At 40.5% G+C, this 20,620-nt stretch carries 14 protein-coding genes; 11 read left to right on the plus strand and 3 right to left on the minus strand.

The features are described from left to right. The 3 genes from BCU91_RS18255 to BCU91_RS18265 form a co-directional block, all read right to left on the minus strand. A partial coding sequence (locus BCU91_RS18255) for an Lrp/AsnC family transcriptional regulator (protein ID WP_102532089.1) occupies positions 1–480 on the minus strand: 480 nt, incomplete at its 3' end. Between the two features lie 206 nt (positions 481–686). After that, positions 687–2,369, minus strand: a complete 1,683-nt coding sequence (locus BCU91_RS18260; RefSeq protein WP_102532090.1) for a hypothetical protein — start codon at positions 2,367–2,369, stop codon at positions 687–689. Positions 2,370–2,852: 483 nt separating this feature from the next. Then, positions 2,853–5,402: a TonB-dependent receptor gene (locus BCU91_RS18265; RefSeq protein ID WP_102532091.1), complete on the minus strand. Its 2,550-nt coding sequence runs from the start codon at positions 5,400–5,402 to the stop codon at positions 2,853–2,855. A gap of 749 nt (positions 5,403–6,151) precedes the next feature. Between BCU91_RS18265 and BCU91_RS18270 the strand changes: the two genes are divergently transcribed. From BCU91_RS18270 to BCU91_RS18325, 11 genes are all read left to right on the plus strand, one after another. Beyond that, positions 6,152–7,609, plus strand: a complete 1,458-nt coding sequence (locus tag BCU91_RS18270) for a sulfatase (protein WP_102532092.1) — start codon at positions 6,152–6,154, stop codon at positions 7,607–7,609. 26 nt (positions 7,610–7,635) lie between these two features. Then, complete coding sequence (locus BCU91_RS18275; RefSeq protein WP_102532093.1) at positions 7,636–8,799, plus strand: mandelate racemase/muconate lactonizing enzyme family protein; 1,164 nt, start codon at positions 7,636–7,638, stop codon at positions 8,797–8,799. A 49-nt stretch (positions 8,800–8,848) separates the two neighbouring features. Further along, the gene (locus BCU91_RS18280; RefSeq protein WP_102532094.1) at positions 8,849–9,733 is read left to right on the plus strand and encodes an SMP-30/gluconolactonase/LRE family protein; all 885 of its coding nucleotides are present in this window, start codon (positions 8,849–8,851) and stop codon (positions 9,731–9,733) included. Between the two features lie 620 nt (positions 9,734–10,353). Next, positions 10,354–11,397, plus strand: a complete 1,044-nt coding sequence (locus BCU91_RS18285) for a family 16 glycosylhydrolase (RefSeq protein ID WP_241904115.1) — start codon at positions 10,354–10,356, stop codon at positions 11,395–11,397. Positions 11,398–12,181: 784 nt separating this feature from the next. Further along, positions 12,182–13,798, plus strand: a complete 1,617-nt coding sequence (locus BCU91_RS18295) for a sugar porter family MFS transporter (protein WP_241904116.1) — start codon at positions 12,182–12,184, stop codon at positions 13,796–13,798. A 91-nt stretch (positions 13,799–13,889) separates the two neighbouring features. Next, complete coding sequence (locus BCU91_RS18300) at positions 13,890–14,669, plus strand: glucose 1-dehydrogenase (RefSeq protein ID WP_102476718.1); 780 nt, start codon at positions 13,890–13,892, stop codon at positions 14,667–14,669. 33 nt (positions 14,670–14,702) lie between these two features. Then, the gene (locus BCU91_RS18305) at positions 14,703–15,722 is read left to right on the plus strand and encodes a hypothetical protein (protein WP_102532096.1); all 1,020 of its coding nucleotides are present in this window, start codon (positions 14,703–14,705) and stop codon (positions 15,720–15,722) included. 258 nt (positions 15,723–15,980) lie between these two features. Next, on the plus strand, positions 15,981–17,405 hold the full coding sequence (locus tag BCU91_RS18310; protein WP_102532097.1) for an aldehyde dehydrogenase family protein: 1,425 nt from the start codon (positions 15,981–15,983) through the stop codon (positions 17,403–17,405). Positions 17,406–17,431: 26 nt separating this feature from the next. Beyond that, on the plus strand, positions 17,432–18,589 hold the full coding sequence (locus BCU91_RS18315; RefSeq protein ID WP_102476721.1) for a mandelate racemase/muconate lactonizing enzyme family protein: 1,158 nt from the start codon (positions 17,432–17,434) through the stop codon (positions 18,587–18,589). A 27-nt stretch (positions 18,590–18,616) separates the two neighbouring features. Next, positions 18,617–19,609 (plus strand): 2-dehydro-3-deoxygalactonokinase, encoded by a 993-nt coding sequence (locus BCU91_RS18320; protein WP_102532098.1) that lies wholly within the window; start codon positions 18,617–18,619, stop codon positions 19,607–19,609. After that, positions 19,610–20,245: a 2-dehydro-3-deoxy-6-phosphogalactonate aldolase gene (locus tag BCU91_RS18325; protein WP_102476723.1), complete on the plus strand. Its 636-nt coding sequence runs from the start codon at positions 19,610–19,612 to the stop codon at positions 20,243–20,245. Positions 20,246–20,620: the final 375 nt, after the last annotated feature.

Below are 20,620 nucleotides of genomic sequence, written 5' to 3' on the forward strand. Positions count from 1 at the left end.
AAGTGGAAGTGGAAGTGGAATTGCAGTGCTGCTTTTGACATTTTTGAGGACAAAACTGGAGTGAACACCGGCGATATGTGTGTTGGTAGTTAATTTTTCTAATAGAAATACTTTATATTGTTGCATATCCTCAACGATGACTTTTAAATGATAATCGGCTTCACTGCCAGTGATAAGACTACATTCTTGTACTTCATCATATAAGGCGATTTCCGCTTCAAAAGCATCCAATATATCTGAACTGTGTTTTTCTAGGCGCACTTGAATGTAAACCGTTAAGTTTAAGTTGAATTTTTCTGCATTAAGTACTGTAGCGTAACCATTAATAAAGCCTGCATCTTCTAACGCTTTTACACGTCTTGAACAAGGTGATGGAGATAAACCGACTTGTGCGGCTAAATCTTGATTTGATAATTTCCCTGTTGATTGCAGTCGTTGCAATATTTGCATATCCGTTTTATCAAGGGTTAGTTCAGCCATGTTTGTGCCTTTAGGGAATTCAATAGGAAAGCGACATTTTCTTTGATTATAAATACCTGAGTCGATAATACAAAGCGACATAAAAAATAGCGTATAAAATAATGATCATGTTCATCTATAAGTTAGTATTATCTCATAAAAATGCCGTTCAGCGTGGCTGAACGGCATTGATATTAAGGCTAATGCCGCATAAAGCTAATCATGGTTTATTCGTTAATCCATTTATGCGCTGATCGGCCGTTAACGAGTACCGCATCTTCACGGTAAAGTACTAGCTCTGGACGTTCTAACGGTAACTCAGCAGAAGGCTGAATATCAGCTGCTGAAACATCATAGCTGTAGCGACCTTTTTCAAAAGGACCCACTTCTTCGCTGTTCATTGCTGAAGCGATTAATACTGGTACCATAGGTTTAGTATGCTTGCGACGCCCTGAAGGATCATCTGGAAAACTGCCGTAATTTCTTTTACCGACGCGTTCAGAATCAGTGACAAAGTACATTGATGACGGGCCAATATCAGCCATTGCTTCATCGTTTGTTCTATCTAAACGGATGACACCATCAAAGCGAGTGTTACTAAAGTGGCCACGAGTAAAAGTGTCTGAATCACTGGCATTGGCCATTACTGCGAAGGCGCTATCTGTTGCTGTGATATTAGTGCCCCAGATATTGTCGATGATTTTTTCATGTGGCTTTAAGAAAACAGCCGCCATGCCTTCATAGTTATGAATGTTGATCATACGAATATCGGTAATTGAACCGACATTTTGACCCGCACGGTTTAAGTAATCATTTGGCTTGCCACTACCTGGCTCTAAACGAATAGTCAGTCCGCCTTGTGCGGTTAAATCTCGCAGTAATACTTGGCGGCCACTAAACAGTTGCACCAGCGCATAACCCGTAGCGACCTTGGTATTAGTGGCATTTTGAACCACGCCTTTAACCGCAATACGATTATAAGTTTCATTATTCTCAACTTTACGCGTGTCGCTGTCTGCAACGATAAACACCGATGGGAATATTGAATAGTAGTCTTCAACATGGAAGTTAGAAATAGCAAAGTTTTCGACAAATCCTACGCGAAAAGGAATCGAGTTTCTGAAAATAACTGGGTTATTAACATCGATGGTAAATTTCTTAGTCGGGTGAGTAGAAGTAATTTCAATATTATATAACTTCGGCGGCAGGTTATTGGCATCACGTCCAGCAGAAAACAAGGCTCTATCAACCATTTTAATGGTGACCTCAGGGTCAATCTCAAGGCGTACATTTGATTTAAGATTGATTTGAGTTAACACATATTCACCTGGCGCCATACGCACAACCCCCCCCATTTCTTCTTCAGTTGCGCGATTAATCGCTTGTTGAAGACGAGCAACCATTTCAGCCGTGGTACCACCTGGGTATACCATTTCAGGTTCATCGTCGATGACTTCGTTAGTGAAGTAATTAACCTCATCAACGATAACACTTTCACCTAAGCCTCCAGCAATCGAGCCCATTGGTGCATACTCAAGTGTAGGCGTGTAACGTGGAAAACCGCGCTGAAATGGAAAGCTAATACGTAGCTTAACTTTTGACTTTGGGGCTAACGTTTGTTCAGTCACTTCGTAGTAAGGGACGTTATTATCAGTTTCGCCATCAAAATTAATCACTGGCACAGTGGCGTTATCAATCAATAGGCGGAAATTGCCATTAATGGCATCACGGGTACGGTTTCTAATCGTTACGTCAAAAGAATAGGTTTGGTTTTCTTGGTTGATAATAGGGCGTGAGTATTTTTGGATAAAAACATCGCTGTTGATATTGTGCCACTGTGCTGAAGCGATATTGGAGTAAGCCAACATCGCTAGAGACACAAGTATCGTGAATATACTGGTAGCTTTCATAGGTTTTCCTTGTGTAATTAATGATAATTTATAGATGGTTTACCGTGATCTAATCCATTAGATAGGCTTAGCCATGTTCAAAATGGGCATTGATTAAAATTGAACGTTTTCTTCATTATGTTATAAAAAATTCAAGGAACCGCAGACGTTACAAAGGTGAAGATTACTCTGAAACGACATGGCTTAAATTCAGTAGTTAAATCTGTCGCTAAACTCAGTAGCTAAAAGCAAAAAAAATGCCAGAGACTCATTCATAGAAACTTATTCAAAGGGGAGTCTCATAGAAACTTACTCATTACACATAAAGGGGAGATGTAATGAGCAAGTCGTCTCTGACGCTAAAGTGAATTGACAAGTTGTAGATTTCGTCAATGAAATGGAGTTTTTTAATTAGTGAAACCGAGTTTAATGCTGTTGGGGCAGAATAAACCCAGTATTCAATGTTAATCGGCTACAACAGCTGACGATTAACATTGTGATAAATTAAAATGAGTATTGAACACTGCCGCCGTAGAAACGGTTCCAATCACGAGGGTAGAACGCTTGTCCATAACCTTCTTGGTTGGTGTTTTGACGTGTGGTATATGGCTTGTCAAATAAGTTCTTCACATATAGGCTGAAACGTAAATTGTCTTGGCCAAAGTTAAAGTATAAATCCCAAATACTTGAAGAAGGATTAGCATTTTGATCAAGTGCTAGCTCATTAATGGTTTGTGTATGCGCACCGTTATAACGCCAAGCTGCTTGTACGTTACCATTCCAGCCCGTGTTACCGAATTCAGTTGAGTATTTCAATGTACTAAATACTTGCTGCTCAGCATTATTCGGGAAAGAAAGGCCTGTTTGATCAAATGTTTGACGACCGGTTACAGGATCAGTGTTACAACGATCTGCTAATTCGCCACCATCACCTGCAGGACAGTTAATCGGTGTATCTGAGAAATCTTCGTAACGCGCATCAAAAATGGCGTAACTTGCGGTCCAACGTAAATCTTCTGTGATATCAACTATCGCATCAGCTTCGAAACCCGTTGAGCGTGCTTCTTTTGCATTCACGTAGCCTGCGAAAACGATATTCTCTTCTTCATCAATCACACGTGTTGCGCGTACTTGATAATCTTCAACTGTCATATCAAAGTAAGTGATGTTGAATAGTACGTCATTATCAAAAAAGCCAGTACGTAAACCAACTTCAAAGTTACTTGATTGCTCAGGTTTTGTTGGGAATTGATCAGCATCTAATGGGTTAGTATTTGTAGTAACAAAATACGAAGAACCTTTATAACCCGTTGAGTAATTGACATAAGCACGAATTGAATTGGTAAAGTCGTAACCCACAACAGCCTTGTAAATAAATGCATCATCAGAATCTGAGAACTTGGTTTTTTCAGTTTGACGTTTAATCAATGAAGGATCTGTTTGAGACATTGCTAACACATCAGCATATGTATCCATACCAATCCCATCTGATGGTGCAAACAAATCAGTACGCTCGAACGTTGCTTCACCTTCTTCATGCAGAGCACGGAATCCGAAAGTGGCATCTAGTTGATCTGTTATTTGGTATTCAAATTGACCGAAAATGGCAAAGTTTTCGAAGTTAGTGGTGAAGTTACCACCAGAAAGCAAACGGCCTGGATTTAGGTCGGCCATCATACTTTCGTCAAACTGTTGTCCTTCATACATGCTTAAGAAGTTTCTTGTAGACTGGCGATCGTAACAACCAGATAACTCGCCGCCATTGATAAAGCCGAAGTTACCAGCGATACAACCATCTCGGTTTTCTGAACGTTGACCTTCAGTGTTGTGATAAAACAAACCTACAATCCAATCAAATTTTTCATTATCGAATGAGCTTAAACGAATTTCTTGTTGGTTCACGATAACAGATTCATTACCGCCAAATGCTGAGCGCTCTAGTGGGAAGTTTAAAGTGAAAAAACCTGAACTGTTATATAAGTCGAAGTCACGGTAGCTACCATTATATGAAAGGGTTAAGTCATCATTAAGGTAATAGTCAGCAGCAATAGAAAAACCGAGGTTTTCAGTTGAACCATAGTTTGCTTCGGGGTTACGAGCAGTAACAGGTTTACCTGTATCATCAAAAGATTTTGAAGAATTGATACGGTTATAAGTTGTGCCTTCAATGATGCCATCATCTTTAATGTTGATGATAGGTTTAGGGCCGTAATCTGGATTAACCGGACCAATCTGTGTCATTGAACAACAGTTACTGTCAGTTTCTGCATATTCAGCACGGAATAAGATATTAAATTGCTCGCCATCATCATAAAGAAGTTGACCACGTAAACCTGATTGATCTTTTTCACCAATTTTATAATCTTCATGACCAGGCATTGTATTGTCAATCCAACCGTCAACTTCGCTCCACTGTGCGTTCATTCGAAACGCCCAATTGTCAGAGAATGGCACATTCACTACGCCACTAACATTTATACCATTGTCTTGGGTGAGTTCGGTTCTAACTTTACCGCTAACGCCATTTAAATTAGGCTTTTTGGTCACATAATGCAGCATACCGGTTGAGGTGTTTTGACCAAATAAGGTGCCTTGAGGACCACGTAACGCTTCAACACGTTCAACATCGGCAACCGCAAGGTTTAGCATAGATTGACGGGGTAATACTTCACCATCAATAACCACAAGGTTTGAAGATTGCAAACCGATAGAGTTAGTAAAAGTACCAATACCACGGGTTTTTAATGTTGTTGTTCTAATTTCAGTACTGTCATCGATACCAAAGCCCGGTAGGTATTTAACGAGGTCGAAACCGTCTTGGACACCCATTTTTTCGACTAAATCACCATCCAAAACTTCAATAGAGACGGGAACATCTTTTAGTGCCTGCTCACGTTTTTGCGCGCTTACCATGATGACTTCAATGTCTTTAGTTGAAACCGCTTCTTCATTAGGCGCATCTACAACTTCCGCAGCATATAGGTTGCTTGAGAAGGCTGCAAAAGAACAACCAGCCAGCAATATTGCTTTATGCAATTTACTATATTTAGGCATTTTCTTACTCCGTGTATTTATTATTTATGTCTTATTGCGGGAATTTCTCCCCCCCCATACAAACCAGAACTTGGTAAACCACGACTTAATGTTCACTATGTATTAAAGGTATTTGTTAGTATTTGTATATTAAACACCCAATACAGTTCATATGAAGTATTTAAACATATGATGTTTAAATGTGCAACATGTTAAATATTTGTTGTTATAACGGTGCTATCATCTTGATTTTTATTTATTTATTACGCGAATTGTCATGTTTTGTAGCGGATTTGTAAATAAAAATATCTATTCAAAAGTCAAATCAATGGCATTACTTGTGACCCAATAATGACGAATTTTGACTGTTATAAGCACCATATGAGTGCGCTTAAGATTGTAAGATACTACTTTTGTTGCAGTTTTAGGCGCTTTAGATAATATAGTCAGGTGCTGTAATCGTTTTGTTTATTAATCTGTAATGTTAATTTATGTAAAATAAGATAAATAAACATCATATGTTTGAATAGTTATCATGTTTTGGTTATGATTTCAATTATCTTGTATAAATGAACGCGTTATTTGACCACTATTACCTTCGTTAATTGCTCGTTCATTTAACGAGTTAAGGCAATCGGTACAACAAGCTTGTTCTTTCTATACCCATAAACTGAGTGATAGAGGATTGTGAATTCAATGAAATGAGCCGCTGATATTTTAATCAGATCACTCAACATTGGTTAGCAAGGTTTAATCTAGGAGCATGGATCATGAAAACTAAATTGTTAGCAGGGCTAGTTACCCTTACTAGCGTATTGTCGTTAACAGCATTTGCACCATCCAATGCGTTAGCCGAAACAGTTAGCGCTGAAGATAAAAAACAACAGCCAAATATCATATTAATATTTGCAGATGATGCAGGTTTTGCAGACTTTGGTTTTCAAGGCAGCAAAATAATGAAGACCCCACATTTAGACAGTATTGCAGCGCAAGGCATTGTTTTTAGTCAAGGCTATGTCAGTGATTCAACCTGTGGCCCTTCGAGAGCGGGGTTAATGACAGGGAAGTATCAACAACGTTTTGGTTATGAAGAAATTAATGTACCTGGTTATATGAGTGACAACTCAGCATTAGATGGCGCAGAAATGGGTCTACCAGTTGATCAAACAACCATGGCTGATTATTTAAAAGACCAAGGGTATAAAACTGCTATTTTTGGTAAGTGGCATTTAGGCAGTGCAGAGCGTTTTCATCCATTAAACCGCGGTTTTGACGAGTTTTTAGGCTTTAGAGGTGGTGATCGCAGTTACTTTAAGTACCCTGAAAATATTACGAACATTAACAATCCTGATGACATTATGTATGACAAACAACTTGAGCGAGGCTTAGGGCATTTTGAAGAGCGCGAAGAATACCTAACTGACGTATTAGGTAAGGCGGCCGCAGACTTCATTGATAGAAACCAGCAAGACCCTTTCTTTATCTACCTAGCCTTTAACGCTGTGCATACACCATTAGAATCTGAACCAGACGATCTTAAACAGTTTCCTGAACTTAAAGGCAAGCAACAAGAACTGGCTGCAATGACGTTAGCCATGGATAGAGCGACAGGGTATGTGACCGACAAACTCAAATCATTGGGGTTAGCAGACAATACTATTATTGTATTTACTAATGATAATGGCGGCCCAACAGATAAAAATGCATCGAGTAATGCGCCATTAGCCGGCACAAAATCTAACTTTTTAGAAGGCGGTATCCGTGTTCCGTTCATCATGAGTTGGCCTGCAAAAATAAAACCCAATCAACAATTTGATTTTCCTGTATCGACCTTAGATTTACTGCCTACTTTTTTCAGTGCAGCTGGTGGCATTGAAACCGTGACTGACACTGATGGAGTTGATTTACTGCCTTATATTATGGGTAACAACAAAGCGCGTCCTCATAAGCAGATGTTTTGGAAAAAAGAAACCAGAGCGGTTATCCGTGAGGGCGATTGGAAAATGATCCGTTACCCAGATAGACCCACTGAACTTTATAATTTAGCCAATGATATTGGTGAGCAAACAAACCTTGCAAACGACCAGCCACAGCGGGTTATATCCATGTATAAAGATTTGTTTGCTTGGGAACTGACATTAGAACGTCCAAGATGGTTGCTGAAACGTAAATTTGAAAAGTATGATATGGATAGAATGGATAAATATCGTCTACCCGCGAGTCAATAAAATAACAATAATAAGAGAACAACATCATGAAGATAGAATCTGTTGAAGCAATACTAGGTAGAGTTGGCTCGCGCAATCAGTTACTCGTTAAAGTAGTCACTGAATGTGGCATTATCGGTTGGGGTGAATCAGGCCTTTCAAATCGTGAATATGCCGTTATGGGGGCGATTAAACATTTTAGTCAATTTTTAAAAGGTAAAGACGCCAAACAAATTGGCCGTATTTGGCAAGAATTATACCGTAGCCATTACTTTGAAGGTGGCCGCGTGATTACCGCGGCTATTTCAGCCATCGATATCGCTTTATACGATATTCTCGGAAAAAAATTAAACGTCCCTGTTTATCAACTGCTTGGCGGTCGACAACGTGACAATATTCCTTGTTTTGCTTGTTGCTATACAGAGGCGGATCCTGACAAGTTAGATGATTTAGTTAAAGAGTCAAAAGCCTTAATCGCTTTAGGTTGGACAACCATTCGGGTTATTCCAAGCCGATTTGATGACTTAACCACTTTTGAGCCACAAGAATCGATTACTCGCACCGCGCGCTGTTTAAATGAATTACGTAAAATTTTAGGGCCTGACATCACCCTAGGTATCGATTATCACCATAGATTAAGTGTCGCTGAAACCGCATCATTTTGTCAGCGCCTAGCGCCTGATACGCTGGACTTTATCGAAGAGCCTATTCGTAATGAGTCGCCAGAGGCTTATAAAACCTTAAGAACGATGACAAATATCCCGTTCGCTATTGGAGAAGAGTTCAGCTCAAAGTGGGCAGCTAAACCTTATATTGAACAGGGGCTGACACAATATTTACGTATCGATGTGTGCAATATTGGCGGCTTAACTGAAGCGGTGAAAGTATCAGGTTGGGCAGAAGCGCATTATATCGATGTCATGCCCCACAACCCATTGGGACCAGTATGCACCGCCGCTACAAACCATTTTGCCGTAGCGTTACCAAACTTTAGCTTAATGGAAACACATCAAGGGCCGTTTAGTCCGTTTGGCGCCCATGATGACAAACTGTTTCCGCAACAGCATAAGTTAGAAGGCAATAAATTTATCGTGCCTGATGTACCGGGTTTAGGTGTTGAAGTGAATGAAGCTGAATTTAGAAAGTCGACCCCAATAGAGGTTGAAGCGCCGCATTTAAGTAAGCGTGACGGTTCACACACTAACTGGTAATTAATCCTATGACTACGACTATGACTACGACTATGACTGAAGAAACACTATGACTAAAGAAACATTAGCCGTGCAGCAATACGATAACAGAGTGAATTTTGTGGGTGAAAGCCCATTATGGCATCCGCTGCGCAGTACCTTATATTGGGTCGATTTCCCTAATAATCTATTAATGGGTAAAAATGACAATGAATCAATTGAATATACTTTTGATGAAATGGTCACCGCAATTGGATGGATTGACGAGCTTCATTTATTAATAGCCACAGCAACAGGCTTGTATCAATTTAACCTCGAGTCAAAGCAAAAATCTTTAGTGGTTCATGTTGAGCATGAATTACAAAGCAATCGCAGTAATGATGGCCGCGCTGATCCATGGGGCGGTTTTTGGATAGGCACCATGAATACTGATGCCAAAGCCGATGAGGGTGCGTTTTATCGTTATTACCACGGCGAGTTACGAAAGGTTATCCCTGATTTGTCCATTCCCAACGGAGTGTGTTTTGATCTTTCTCGCCAGAGTTGTTATTTCACTGACTCAGCGAAACAGCAAATCTATGTGATAGCGCTTGATGCAAACACTGGCTGGCCTATACAAGATGCCGTTAACGCCACACTGTTTTACGACTTTTCAAATACGGCGGTGTCACCTGATGGCGGCATTGTCGATGCTGACGGAAATCTTTGGGTATCACTTTGGGATGGCGGGGCAGTCATGTGTATTTCGCCTGATGGGGTTGAGCTTAAGCGTATATTGGTTGGTACCCCCAGAGCAACATGCCCAGCATTTGGTGGTGATGAAGCACAGCTATTGTTTACCACAACCGCTGCCTGTGGTCTTGAAGATGAAGCCATAACCCAAGTCATTCATGGTGCAACGCTATTAGTGATGGAAAAAGTGAATGGCGTTTTTGAACCTGCAGTGAAAATGTAATTTACAATAGTGCTATTTAACAAAGATATCGAACAACGCTGGCTGCTAGTTCTAGTGGTCAGTTCTTCGTGTTGTCGTTTTTATCGGTCTAAAGTGAGTTGTTAGATAGATACAGGCTCATTTTCGTCACCAAGTAATTTGCCACTTTAAACAAATCAAAGCCGTGGTGCTTCGGCTTTTAATTGTAAAGAACAGACCAAAAGGGCAGCGGTTCAGCCCTCTTGGTTTAATTATAAACCATAGTTCCAGCAGTCCCAGCGAGATTTTCGAAAAACGAAAATATTTCCAATGAGGGACCATTCAGATTTGAACCTGATTGGTATTGTTTACGTTGTTTTTCGAAAAACTAATTATGGAGCACAGTTAATTTCTGTGGTCATCAATTTGTTTGTTAAAAAATATCGAGAATAGAAGAAAAGCCCATGATCCCAATTTTTAACTAGAAGCGCTCTTTAACGAGAGCAATTCTTTTACTAGATTCCAAAATTTAACGGTATCAACCCACCCTTAAACATAGTATGTTTATAAACATATAAGGTGAATTGCTTTTGTCATACTATTCATTTTATTATCCACAAACAAGGCACTGTATATAACGCACAACACAAGGCTAAACTCACATGCTCTTTAACATTAGGTATACAAACTCTTCATTGCTCATTTTACTCACTGTCGCCACTATGAGTTGTAGTGTTGAGGTCGAAAAAGACCAGGTTCAAGCGATAGAGGCTAATGAATCAGCAGCATATAACACAATGGCTGTATTGCCTTATTCAGATCCAAAAAATCATGGTGACTGGATACTTAATCCCGAGGTCAGTGATGAATTTGAGACCGATACATTAGATGAAGACAGATGGTATATCGTTGGTAAATTTGAAAACGGCAAGCCCGTTTATAAGCATCCAGACAAGCCCAATAAAAAAGTCTGGAAAGGCCGAGCACCGTCGCAGTTCTCTGGTAAAAACTATCGTTTAGAAAATGGAAAGCTAATACTAGAAACCCGTTGGGAGCCAGATTTCCCGTTCACCGATGAGATTAGAGTTCCTGTTTTCGGGGATGCGCTGCCCCATGAAAATCTCACTACAGCCTGTATCATTTCCCGCAAAGAGTTCAAATATGGCTACATTGAGATTAAGAGTAAGGCAGCAGATGCTGAAATTACCAGTGCTTTTTGGGCGATGGGACATCAACTAGAAATCGATTTCTTTGAACAGTTTGGCGATCATCGCGATCCAGAAAAATTAGAACTGGATAAAGAGCTTTGGTGGTCAATTCGAGACTGGAGTAAAAATACCAGTAAACCGGGTAAGCCAACTTACACAGAGCATAAAGACCTAGGATTTAGAGTCGCTGATGATTTCCACATCTACGGTATTGAATGGAATGAAAATGGCTTTAAATACTATGTCGATGGGGTATTATTTTCAGATGTAAGCGCCGATGACGTTCGAAAATGGGCCTATGAAAACCGTGAGGTGAGCGAAGATTACGACGGATACGTAGCGACTAAACCCATCAGTATTTGGTTAGACCAAGAAACCTTTCCTTGGCACGGTGTCCCTGATAGTAAAGCCGATTTAGAGCTTAATAGTCCTGAAGATAAAAAAGATGACGGAATTGTCGATTTTGAAATTGAATACGTCAGAGTATGGCAAAAATAATTCAACGACGAGTCGTAGTTGTGCTCGTTAGACTTAGGTGGCCCCTTACCTTTGTAGGAGCCACTTTCTTTCGTCATGGGGCAACTCTGATGAGAGATGAAGCTTTTTTAATCGTAATATTGCCTAACTCTGGCATAGGAACATAGCTGCTATTTTTCAGATATCAGGCATGCACTGTAATACAATATGTCTACTTTGATACTCTGATTTGATACTCTGATTTGATACTCTGATTTGATACTCTGATTTGATACTCAAAAAAGTAGGCTCAGATCAAATTGTATTATCTACGACAGATTCGTTCTGAATTATCTATACCTTAAACTTATCCACTTTAAAGCCTATACTAAATCCCTCAAAGATAAATAATAATTTAATCAGTTGTTTATCTAATTTCTTGTCACGTTTTTTGAAATGAAGTTAGGTCCTCTCTCATTAAATCCCTCCAATTTATTCGCCGATCATAAATCTGTTTAAATTCCATATAAACATATTGCTTACTTAAACATCATATGTTTAAATTGTGTTAATAAAATGATTTGCACCTGTAGCGAAATGCTTCGACCATCTGTAGCTTCGTCGTAAATCAAATTTATTAACATAAAAAAATCAGTGGTAGTCGATATCTTTGCAGTGCTGGAGTTTTGCTTAGTTTGCGAATGAGTTGCGTGAATTACTGCCGCAGTAAGTAACATCGGTTGGTTAAACCATGGAATGTAAACAAAACATGGTGTCAGCCAATGTTAATTTTAAAACTCGACTTTCGAGGTTTGGGGAAACTATTTTGTTAGAGAACACATTGTCAGAGAGCACTTCGAAAGAGTCTAAACTTGTTTCGAGCCAAGCTTCGAAAAGCAAAAACATTCAAGCGATAAAGTTTTCATTAATTGCCGCTTTTGGTGGCTTTGTATTTGGCTTAGATGCCGCCAACATTTCTGGTGCGCTGCGCTTTGTTAGCTCCCAATTTGAATTAACTAGTATGCAAACCGGCAACGTGGTCGGTTGCGCTATTGTAGGGGTGATTTTAGCGCTATTTTTTACGGGGAGTTTATGTCAGCACTTTGGCCGTAAGAAAGTGTTACTGGCTATTGCCTTGACCTATTCATTGTCTACCGTGATCTCAGCATTTGCTAATAGTTACGAAATGCTGGTTGTAGGGCGTTTTATTGGCGGAGTCGCCTTTGCCTCAATCACCGTATCTGCCATGTATATTGGTGAAATCGCACCAGCCAAACAGCGAGGGCAATTTGTATCGGTCAATCAGTTATTGATTACGTTAGGAAGCTTAGTTGCCTTTGTTGTTAACTATTTTCTAATCAAATCAATGGGCAATATTGAAGTATTAACGGATGAGAATATTTGGCGAGTGATGTTAGGGTTTGAGCTAGTACCTAATATTATTTGGTTCGGTTTATTACTAACCATCCCTGAGTCTCCACGCTGGTTGATGAGTAAGCAACGACATAAAGAAGCTGAACAAGTATTCAGTGACATTTCAGATCCATCTGAAGTGCCTGCAATGATGGACGATATTAAACAAACTATTGCACAAGATAGTAACACCTCAGTGATTCAGCAGCTTAAGTTACTGTTTAGTAAACCCATGCGTTTTTTAGTCATTCTTGCTGTGTGTTATGCCGTTGTTCAGGGTGCGACAGGGATGAATGCGGTGTTATTTTACGCACCTACCGTGTTTGAACAAATCGGTATGAGTGTTGAAGATACCTTTTTACAAACCATAGTGCTCGGCGCAATGTCGGTTTTATTTACCCTTGTTGCAATATTCACGGTTGAGAAATGGGGTCGTAAAGTATTAACCGTTGGCGGCTTATTATTAATTACCGTCGCACACTGTTCAATTTGGTATGGTTTTGACAATGCAACTTACGTTATTAACCAACCTGCGATTGAAATAATTGCTGAGCAAGGTGTTGATGCAAATAAACTCATTCCATTTATTGGCAAAGATTACCACAGTGATGTAGCGTTAAAGGCTGATCTAGCCAGCGTGTATTCTAAAAAAGAGTTACCGTTAGTCAGTGGCACAGTTATTAATGCCTCGATTAATATTAACCCAGCATTTGTTTTGTTTGGTTTATTTGCTTTTTTAGCGGCGTTTAACATGTCCATAGGCCCTATTATGTGGGTCATATTTTCAGAGATTTTTTCAAGCCGGGTTCGCAGTGTTGCACTGCCGTTTGCGGCATTAGTACAAAGTATATCGAGTTGGAGTATCCAACAGTTTTTCCCTTGGCAGCTTGAAAACATGGGCGCTGCGAATACCTTCTTGTATTACGGCGGGGTAGCCTTTGTGGGTTGTTTTGTGATGATGCTAATTTTGCCTGAGACCAAAGGTAAATCCATCGAAGCCATTGAAAGACAATTAGTGAAACAGGGATAAATTACTCGCTTAACGCGGTTGTTAACACGTTAGCGCTAATCGCTGTAATCAAGAGTTGTTTCAGAACAAAAATAATAAGTAGAGAAGTCATATGTCAGATCGGTTGAAAGGTGAAGTTGCTATCGTTACGGGTGGTGCTGATGGAATAGGTCGCACTATCGCTTTAGAGTTTTGTCAGCAAGGCGCGAAAGTGTGTGTTGCTGATATGAACAGTGAACTAGGGCTTGATGCTGTTGAAGCGTTAGTGACAAAAGGTTACCAAGCTATATTTGTGAAAACCGATATTTCAGATGAAGCCATGGTCGATGCCATGGTCGCTATAACGGCGGCAGAACTTGGCGCGCCAACAATATTAATTAACAATGCAGCGTTGATTAGTCCGGGTAATAAGATTGAGTCTGTTGGCGTTGATGCGTGGAAAAAGAGCTTTTCAGTTAACGTTGATGGTATGTGGTATTGCAGCAAAGCCGTTTTACCCCATATGAAAGCCAATGGCCGCGGCAGTATTGTTAATGTCGGGTCAGTGCATTCATTTAAAATAGTACCTGGGTATTTTCCTTACGCAGTGACAAAACATGCGGTTATAGGGCTCACTCGAAACCTGGCGGTTGAATTCGCTCAGTATAATATTCGTGTTAATGCGTTATGTCCTGGAATGATTGAAACGCCGATGGCATTTAAGTCGTGGGGAGCGACAGACGATCCACAAGCGTCAAGACAAGCTATGGGTGAAGTGCATCCGTTAAAACGTAATGGCACCACTGAAGAGGTCGCGAAACCGGCATTGTTTTTAGCCAGCCAAGATTCAAGCTTTATGACAGGACAAAGCCTAGTGGTTGATGGTGGTCGTTCGGTCATTTATCACGATTAACACCTCAATTGTTGGAACATAAAAGTGGCCACTATGGTGTCTTTACAAAAGTCGATTAAAGACGGTTTTGAGCTTATTACCATTGCCAACAATACCCTGTCTTTTACCGTGGTGCCTGCCATTGGTGCGAAAATAATTTCATTAAAATCGATGCTTACTGGCAGAGAGTGGCTTGAACAACCTCAAGGCGCTCATGCTTTTTTGAAACAGCCAAATTATGGTGAGTCATTCGTCAATGGCTTTGATTGTGGTGGTTGGGATGAATGCTTCCCCAGCATCAATGGCGAGCAATACGCTTTGCCTGCGCTTAGGCATGTATTAATTCCTGATCACGGTGAGCTATGGTGTTTACCGTGGCAAGTCACTGAAATTGTTGAGTCTTCGAATTTCATCTCGTTGACGCTTCGCTGCGTGGGTAAACAGTTACCTTATGTGTTTACGCGTACCTTAACTCTTGCCGCTGATGCTAACCATATCGATATTCAATACCAGCTTACGAATAACAGCGACTATCAATTACCCTTTGTGTGGTCAATGCATCCGATTTTTGCTGCTGAAAAAGGAATGACCATAGCGCTTTCAACAGTGATTAACCGCTTTAAAACCGACAGTGGTTTTAAAGCGTTTTTTAATACAGATGCTATTACAGCGCAATGGCCTTATAAAAAACAGCTGCAAGGTAAATGGATTGATTTGGATAAGGTGTTAGCACCAGACAGTCACTTTTCCTGCAAGCTTTATAGTGATGATTTATCAACGGATGCTATTAAAAATCAGTCTATTGAGGTTGCTTTAGTTGAGCCGCCTTCAGCCAGTGGCGCTTATCAACAACGTTGTGGTTTTAGATATGATAGTCATGATATTTCACATTTTGGATTATGGCTTAATTATCGAGGCTGGTCTGGCAGTGATCAACCGCCTGCCTATGTCGTGGGTTTAGAGCCTTGCTTAGGGGGGGCTGATTCACTCAATGAAGCGATTAAGCGCGATGATTATTACTTCATCAAACCCAATAGTAAACGTAACTGGTCGGTACAATGCTTTATTGTGTAATTGCTATTAATGAGTGTGTTTAATTACTAAGTAGCTGTTATAAAATGACTTAGTCTTAATCCTTATCGTAAAAAGTTATTTTGATTGTTTACATGTTCACAAACTAATTACATTTCTATATTGTTTTATCAAACATCATATGTTTAAATACTTATCATGTATCGCGTTATCAATATGCTTATTTGACTACTGATTAACGGGTTCAGTTAAAAGCTTATTACCTAGTTTGTTTTGAATTTTTCACATGGAGCGTTGCTAATGCTGTCTAAACAACTTTATATCGGCGGTAAACTCATATCGAGCGGATCAACCACTGATGTTATTAATCCTGCAACTCTTTTATCGGTAGGCAGCATTGCTGCGGCAGATATTCCTCAAGCTGAATTAGCACTTGAAGCTGCACAAAAGGCGTTTCCAATTTGGTCTAAAACATCTATTCAACAACGTACTGAATGGATGTATAAATTACGTGATGCAGTGATAGAAAATGAACAGCATTTACGTGAGTGTGTGCATCTTGAAATGGCTAAGCCTTGGGCATCAACCAAGGATGACTACCAAATGTTGGTCGACAGTTTAAATTTTTATGCTGATGCCATGCTCAATTTAGCGCAAGAGACATTAGAAGATAAAGAGGGCACCCACGTCCATGAACTTCGCCGCGAGCCAGTAGGGGTTGCTGCTGCATTTCTTGCATGGAATTTTCCGCTGCTTAATCTTGCTTATAAGTTAGGCCCAGCAATGGCTGCGGGTTGTCCTATTGTGATTAAGCCTTCTGTTAAAACCCCATTATCTGCTTATGCCGTCGGTGAGCTTTGCGCTCAAATTGGCTTACCTGATGGCGTGGTTAATATACTTTCTGGCCCTGATCACAAAGTGGGCGATGCCATTTCTGCATCCACTATTCCGTCTTTATTGACATTAATCGGTTCAACCAATGTCGGCAAGCACGTAATTGGTACAGGGGCGACGTCAATCAAACGCTACTCGATGGAGCTTGGTGGCAATGCACCTGCCATCGTATTTTCTGATGCAGATTTAACCACGGCTGCCGATGTTATTTGCGGCGTGAAATACAGTAATGCTGGCCAAATTTGTGTTGCTCCTAACCGAGTCTTTATTGAAGAGTCTGTGGCTGACGAATTTATTGAAATGGTGTTAACCCGCACTCATTCCGTCAACGTTGGTTTTGATAAAGAGGCTGATATTGGAATGGGGCCACTGATGGACGGTGCTTCTTGGCAGCGTATCGATGGCTTAGTAAAAGAAGCGATTGCTCAAGGCGCCAAGTTGTTATCAGGTGGCGGTAAACCACCAGGATTAGACACCGGATATTTTTACAGTCCTACCGTGTTACTGGGTGTGACACCTGAAATGGCGATATCGAAAGAAGAAGTTTTTGGACCAGTTATTAGCATTGCTACCTTCAAAAATCATCAAGATGTACTGAACCTTGCTAATGATACTGATGCGGGCTTAACCGCTTATGTGTTTACTCAAAATCAAACGACAGCGGACCATTTTGCGGACGAACTTCGTTTTGGCGAAGTACAAATTAATGGGATTAAATATGCCATTAATTTACCGCATTTTGGGATTAAGCAGTCAGGAGTTGGAGTTGATTGTTCGTTGCTAGCGCTCGACGATTACTTGGCTTTTAAACGCATCTCACGTGCGCTTTAATCAGATTAATTTGGGACTATTATTGAATGAAAATTACTGAAATTATAAGCCACGTTCTGCAGTACGATCTTGAAGAAGAGTTAGGTTACTCGCAGCAGTATTATGCCAAACGTACTACTCACCTAGTCGAAATTAAAACGGATGTTGGCATAACAGGTTGGGGTGAGTGTTTTGGTGGCGGCGGAATTGCGTTTGCCAACAAAACAATCGTTGAAAAAGTGATTCAACCTATGATCCTTGGTATGGATCCGCTAGATCGCGAAGTGATCTGGCATAAGGTGTACAACTTAATGCGCGACCATGGTCAAAAAGGCATGCCTATTCAGTCTTTGTCGGGTGTGGATATCGCTTTATGGGATATTGCCGGTAAATTCCTTGACCAGCCCGTCTATAAGTTACTGGGCGGTGCCTTTAGAGACCGTATCCCAGCTTACGGTTACGGCATGATGCTACAACGTCATGACGACCTTGAAGCACGCTTTACCGATGAAAGTGCCCGCATTAAAGAGATAGGCTTTAAAGCGATGAAAATGAAAATCGGTTTAAGTCCTGATAGAGATATTAAATTAGTTGAAGCTGTACGCCGCGGCATTGGTGATATGCAATTAATGGTCGATGCAAACCATGCCTATACCACCAGAGAGGCGATCCCTCTGGGACGTGAGCTGCAAAACCTTGGCGTAAATTGGTTTGAAGAACCCGTAGCACCTGAAGATAAACAAGGTTATCGAGAACTGTGTGAAGCCTTAGATATGACCATTGCAGGTGGTGAAGCAGAATTCACCCGCTGGGGTTTTAGAGACTTAATTGAAAATCGCTGTGTGGATTTATTGCAACCTGAAGTTTGTGCATTAGGTGGCATTACTGAATACCAAAAAGTATTAGCGATGGCACACGCACATTTTATTCCGGTAATAAATCATGTTTGGGGCTCTGCTATTGCTGTGGGTACCAATTTGCATTTATTGGCAGCATTACCTGATTTACCAGGCGCAGCTCATCCAATTCAGCCGATGCTCGAATACGATACTACTCCGAATTTATTCCGTGAAGACTTACTTAAAGAGCCATTAAACATTCTTAAGCAAGTTAAAGAAAACGACGGCACGGTTGCACTTCCACAAGGGACTGGTATTGGCGTAGAGCCAGATCCAGACTTCATAAAACATTATGAAGTTTTCTAAGCCCACATCATTGTAGAGAATTTTTAAATGACAGAGCAATCGTCACCCACGCCTGTACTTATTGCAGTCGATTGGGGGAGTAGTAATTTTCGCGCCTTTTTATTGGATAAACGCGGCAAAATCTTGTCTGAAGTATCGGCGCCTCAAGGTATGTTATGCCTTAAAAAAGATGAATTTGAAGCTGCGCTTTTAGCCCATATACAGCCATGGGTTACAGACTTTTCAGTGCCAGTGTTAATGGCCGGCATGGTGGGTAGCGCACAAGGTTGGGTCGATGCAGGCTATATAGATTGCCCAGCAGATGCTAAACAAGCCGCGATGAAATTATGTCATGTGGATAACGAATCGAAATTGTCTATTCGCATTGTACCGGGCGTTAAGTGTCAGACTGCTAATTTACAACCTGATGTTATGCGCGGTGAAGAAGTGCAGGTATTCGGCGCCGTATCATTGATTGAGCACGAGTTGGGTTTATTAAACAATGCTCAATTAGATAAGTTAGTTTTTTGCTTACCTGGAACCCATTCTAAGTGGATAAAAATGGCTAAGAATGATCAAGGTCAACCAATCGTAGAAAGCTTGTCGACTCAAATGACGGGCGAGATGTATAACATCGTAGTTGAAAACAGCATTCTTGGAAAAGGCGTAGATAAACAAGCGACTGATGTTGATATGGATAGCTTTTTACAAGGCGTACATACCAGTCAAAGGGAAGGGGGTTTGCTGCACCATTTATTTAGCGCGAGAACTTTACGACTAGAACAGCGATTAGATGACAAGCATGTTTGTAGTTATATTTCAGGATTACTGATTGGCGCTGAATTATGTTCAGTGTTGGCGGCATCATCCCTTGAACATATTTATCTCATTGGCAGTTCGACTTTAAACACACTTTATGCTCAAGCGCTAAAAGAACTTGGTTTACTTTCAACCCCAGTGAGCAGCGAGAAAGCCTCTGCTTTAGGCATGGTGATGGTAGCTGAGCAAGCGAATTTAATTAAATCAAAGGAAGTGCATTAAATGCCGATTACTCTTAAAGAAGCCATGAGCAAAATGCCATTGGTTGCAATTTTACGTGGCGTGACACCTGCTGAAGTATTAGATGTTGCAGATATTTTAGTGACCGCTGGATATCGAGTTATAGAAGTTCCTTTAAACTCACCGTCGCCTTACGAAAGTATTAAGTTACTTAGTGATAGATATGGTAACGATGTCATCATTGGTGCTGGCACTGTTGTTAGCCAGGAACAAGTTGATTTAGTCGAAGCTGCGGGCGGGCGTATTATTATTTCTCCCCATGCTGATGCAAAATTGATTCGGTACAGTAAAGCGAAAGACCTTTATTGTGTCCCCGGTTTTTTCACACCATCTGATGCTTATGCGGCTATTAATGCGGGTGCAGATTCGCTTAAATTATTCCCAGCTGATGCATTTGGCCCTATGGGGTTAAAAGCAATGTCAGTTGTTCTTCCTGATATTGATATTTTACCTGTAGGGGGAGTTTCACCAGACACTATGCAAGCATTTATTGATGCTGGTGCCAGTGGGTTTGGTTTAGGAAGCGGCTTATATAAGGCTGGGATGAGTGTTGAGCAAGTTAAGCATAACGCTTTGGCATATGTCCAAGGTTATAAAAGTACCTTAACAGCCCACTAGGCCAGAACTTTAGAGTTCAATAATGCCGTAAACTGAGTTCAGTGTGTTGTTTTAGTTCAGTCATTTCAGAGATGATTTTGAACTTGTCTGTTGTTGCTATTATACAAATAGTGTTGTTTTACTTTCCTGTATACTTATTCCTAGTAAGTATCTGTTGTAGCTTTAGCAGCCGAAAGGCTGCTATTTTTTTAGTTACTTCTGCTTCTGATCTAAAGCATCAATTTATCTAATATGAAGTCAATATATTATCATTAAGTCTCAATCGTAGATTGTTTCAATTGACACCTTAAACATACTATGTTTATATTTAACCTATGAGTGAATTAATATATTACGATTTAAAATGCACCCAAGGAATGTCGCCTAGTCTTTCTG

Source organism: Shewanella sp. 10N.286.52.B9 (genome assembly GCF_002873635.1).
Lineage (GTDB): Bacteria > Pseudomonadota > Gammaproteobacteria > Enterobacterales > Shewanellaceae > Shewanella.

What these genes read in the sequence shown, in the direction of transcription:
- BCU91_RS18260 (WP_102532090.1), bottom strand. Translation starts at nt 2,369, where the DNA reads ATGAAAGCTACCAGTATATTCACGATACTTGTGTCTCTAGCGATGTTG.
- BCU91_RS18280 (WP_102532094.1), top strand. Translation starts at nt 8,849, where the DNA reads ATGACTAAAGAAACATTAGCCGTGCAGCAATACGATAACAGAGTGAAT.
- BCU91_RS18315 (WP_102476721.1), top strand. Translation starts at nt 17,432, where the DNA reads ATGAAAATTACTGAAATTATAAGCCACGTTCTGCAGTACGATCTTGAA.
- BCU91_RS18285 (WP_241904115.1), top strand. Translation starts at nt 10,354, where the DNA reads ATGCTCTTTAACATTAGGTATACAAACTCTTCATTGCTCATTTTACTC.
- BCU91_RS18270 (WP_102532092.1), top strand. Translation starts at nt 6,152, where the DNA reads ATGAAAACTAAATTGTTAGCAGGGCTAGTTACCCTTACTAGCGTATTG.
- BCU91_RS18275 (WP_102532093.1), top strand. Translation starts at nt 7,636, where the DNA reads ATGAAGATAGAATCTGTTGAAGCAATACTAGGTAGAGTTGGCTCGCGC.
- BCU91_RS18265 (WP_102532091.1), bottom strand. Translation starts at nt 5,402, where the DNA reads ATGCCTAAATATAGTAAATTGCATAAAGCAATATTGCTGGCTGGTTGT.
- BCU91_RS18305 (WP_102532096.1), top strand. Translation starts at nt 14,703, where the DNA reads ATGGTGTCTTTACAAAAGTCGATTAAAGACGGTTTTGAGCTTATTACC.
- BCU91_RS18310 (WP_102532097.1), top strand. Translation starts at nt 15,981, where the DNA reads ATGCTGTCTAAACAACTTTATATCGGCGGTAAACTCATATCGAGCGGA.
- BCU91_RS18320 (WP_102532098.1), top strand. Translation starts at nt 18,617, where the DNA reads ATGACAGAGCAATCGTCACCCACGCCTGTACTTATTGCAGTCGATTGG.
- BCU91_RS18325 (WP_102476723.1), top strand. Translation starts at nt 19,610, where the DNA reads ATGCCGATTACTCTTAAAGAAGCCATGAGCAAAATGCCATTGGTTGCA.
- BCU91_RS18300 (WP_102476718.1), top strand. Translation starts at nt 13,890, where the DNA reads ATGTCAGATCGGTTGAAAGGTGAAGTTGCTATCGTTACGGGTGGTGCT.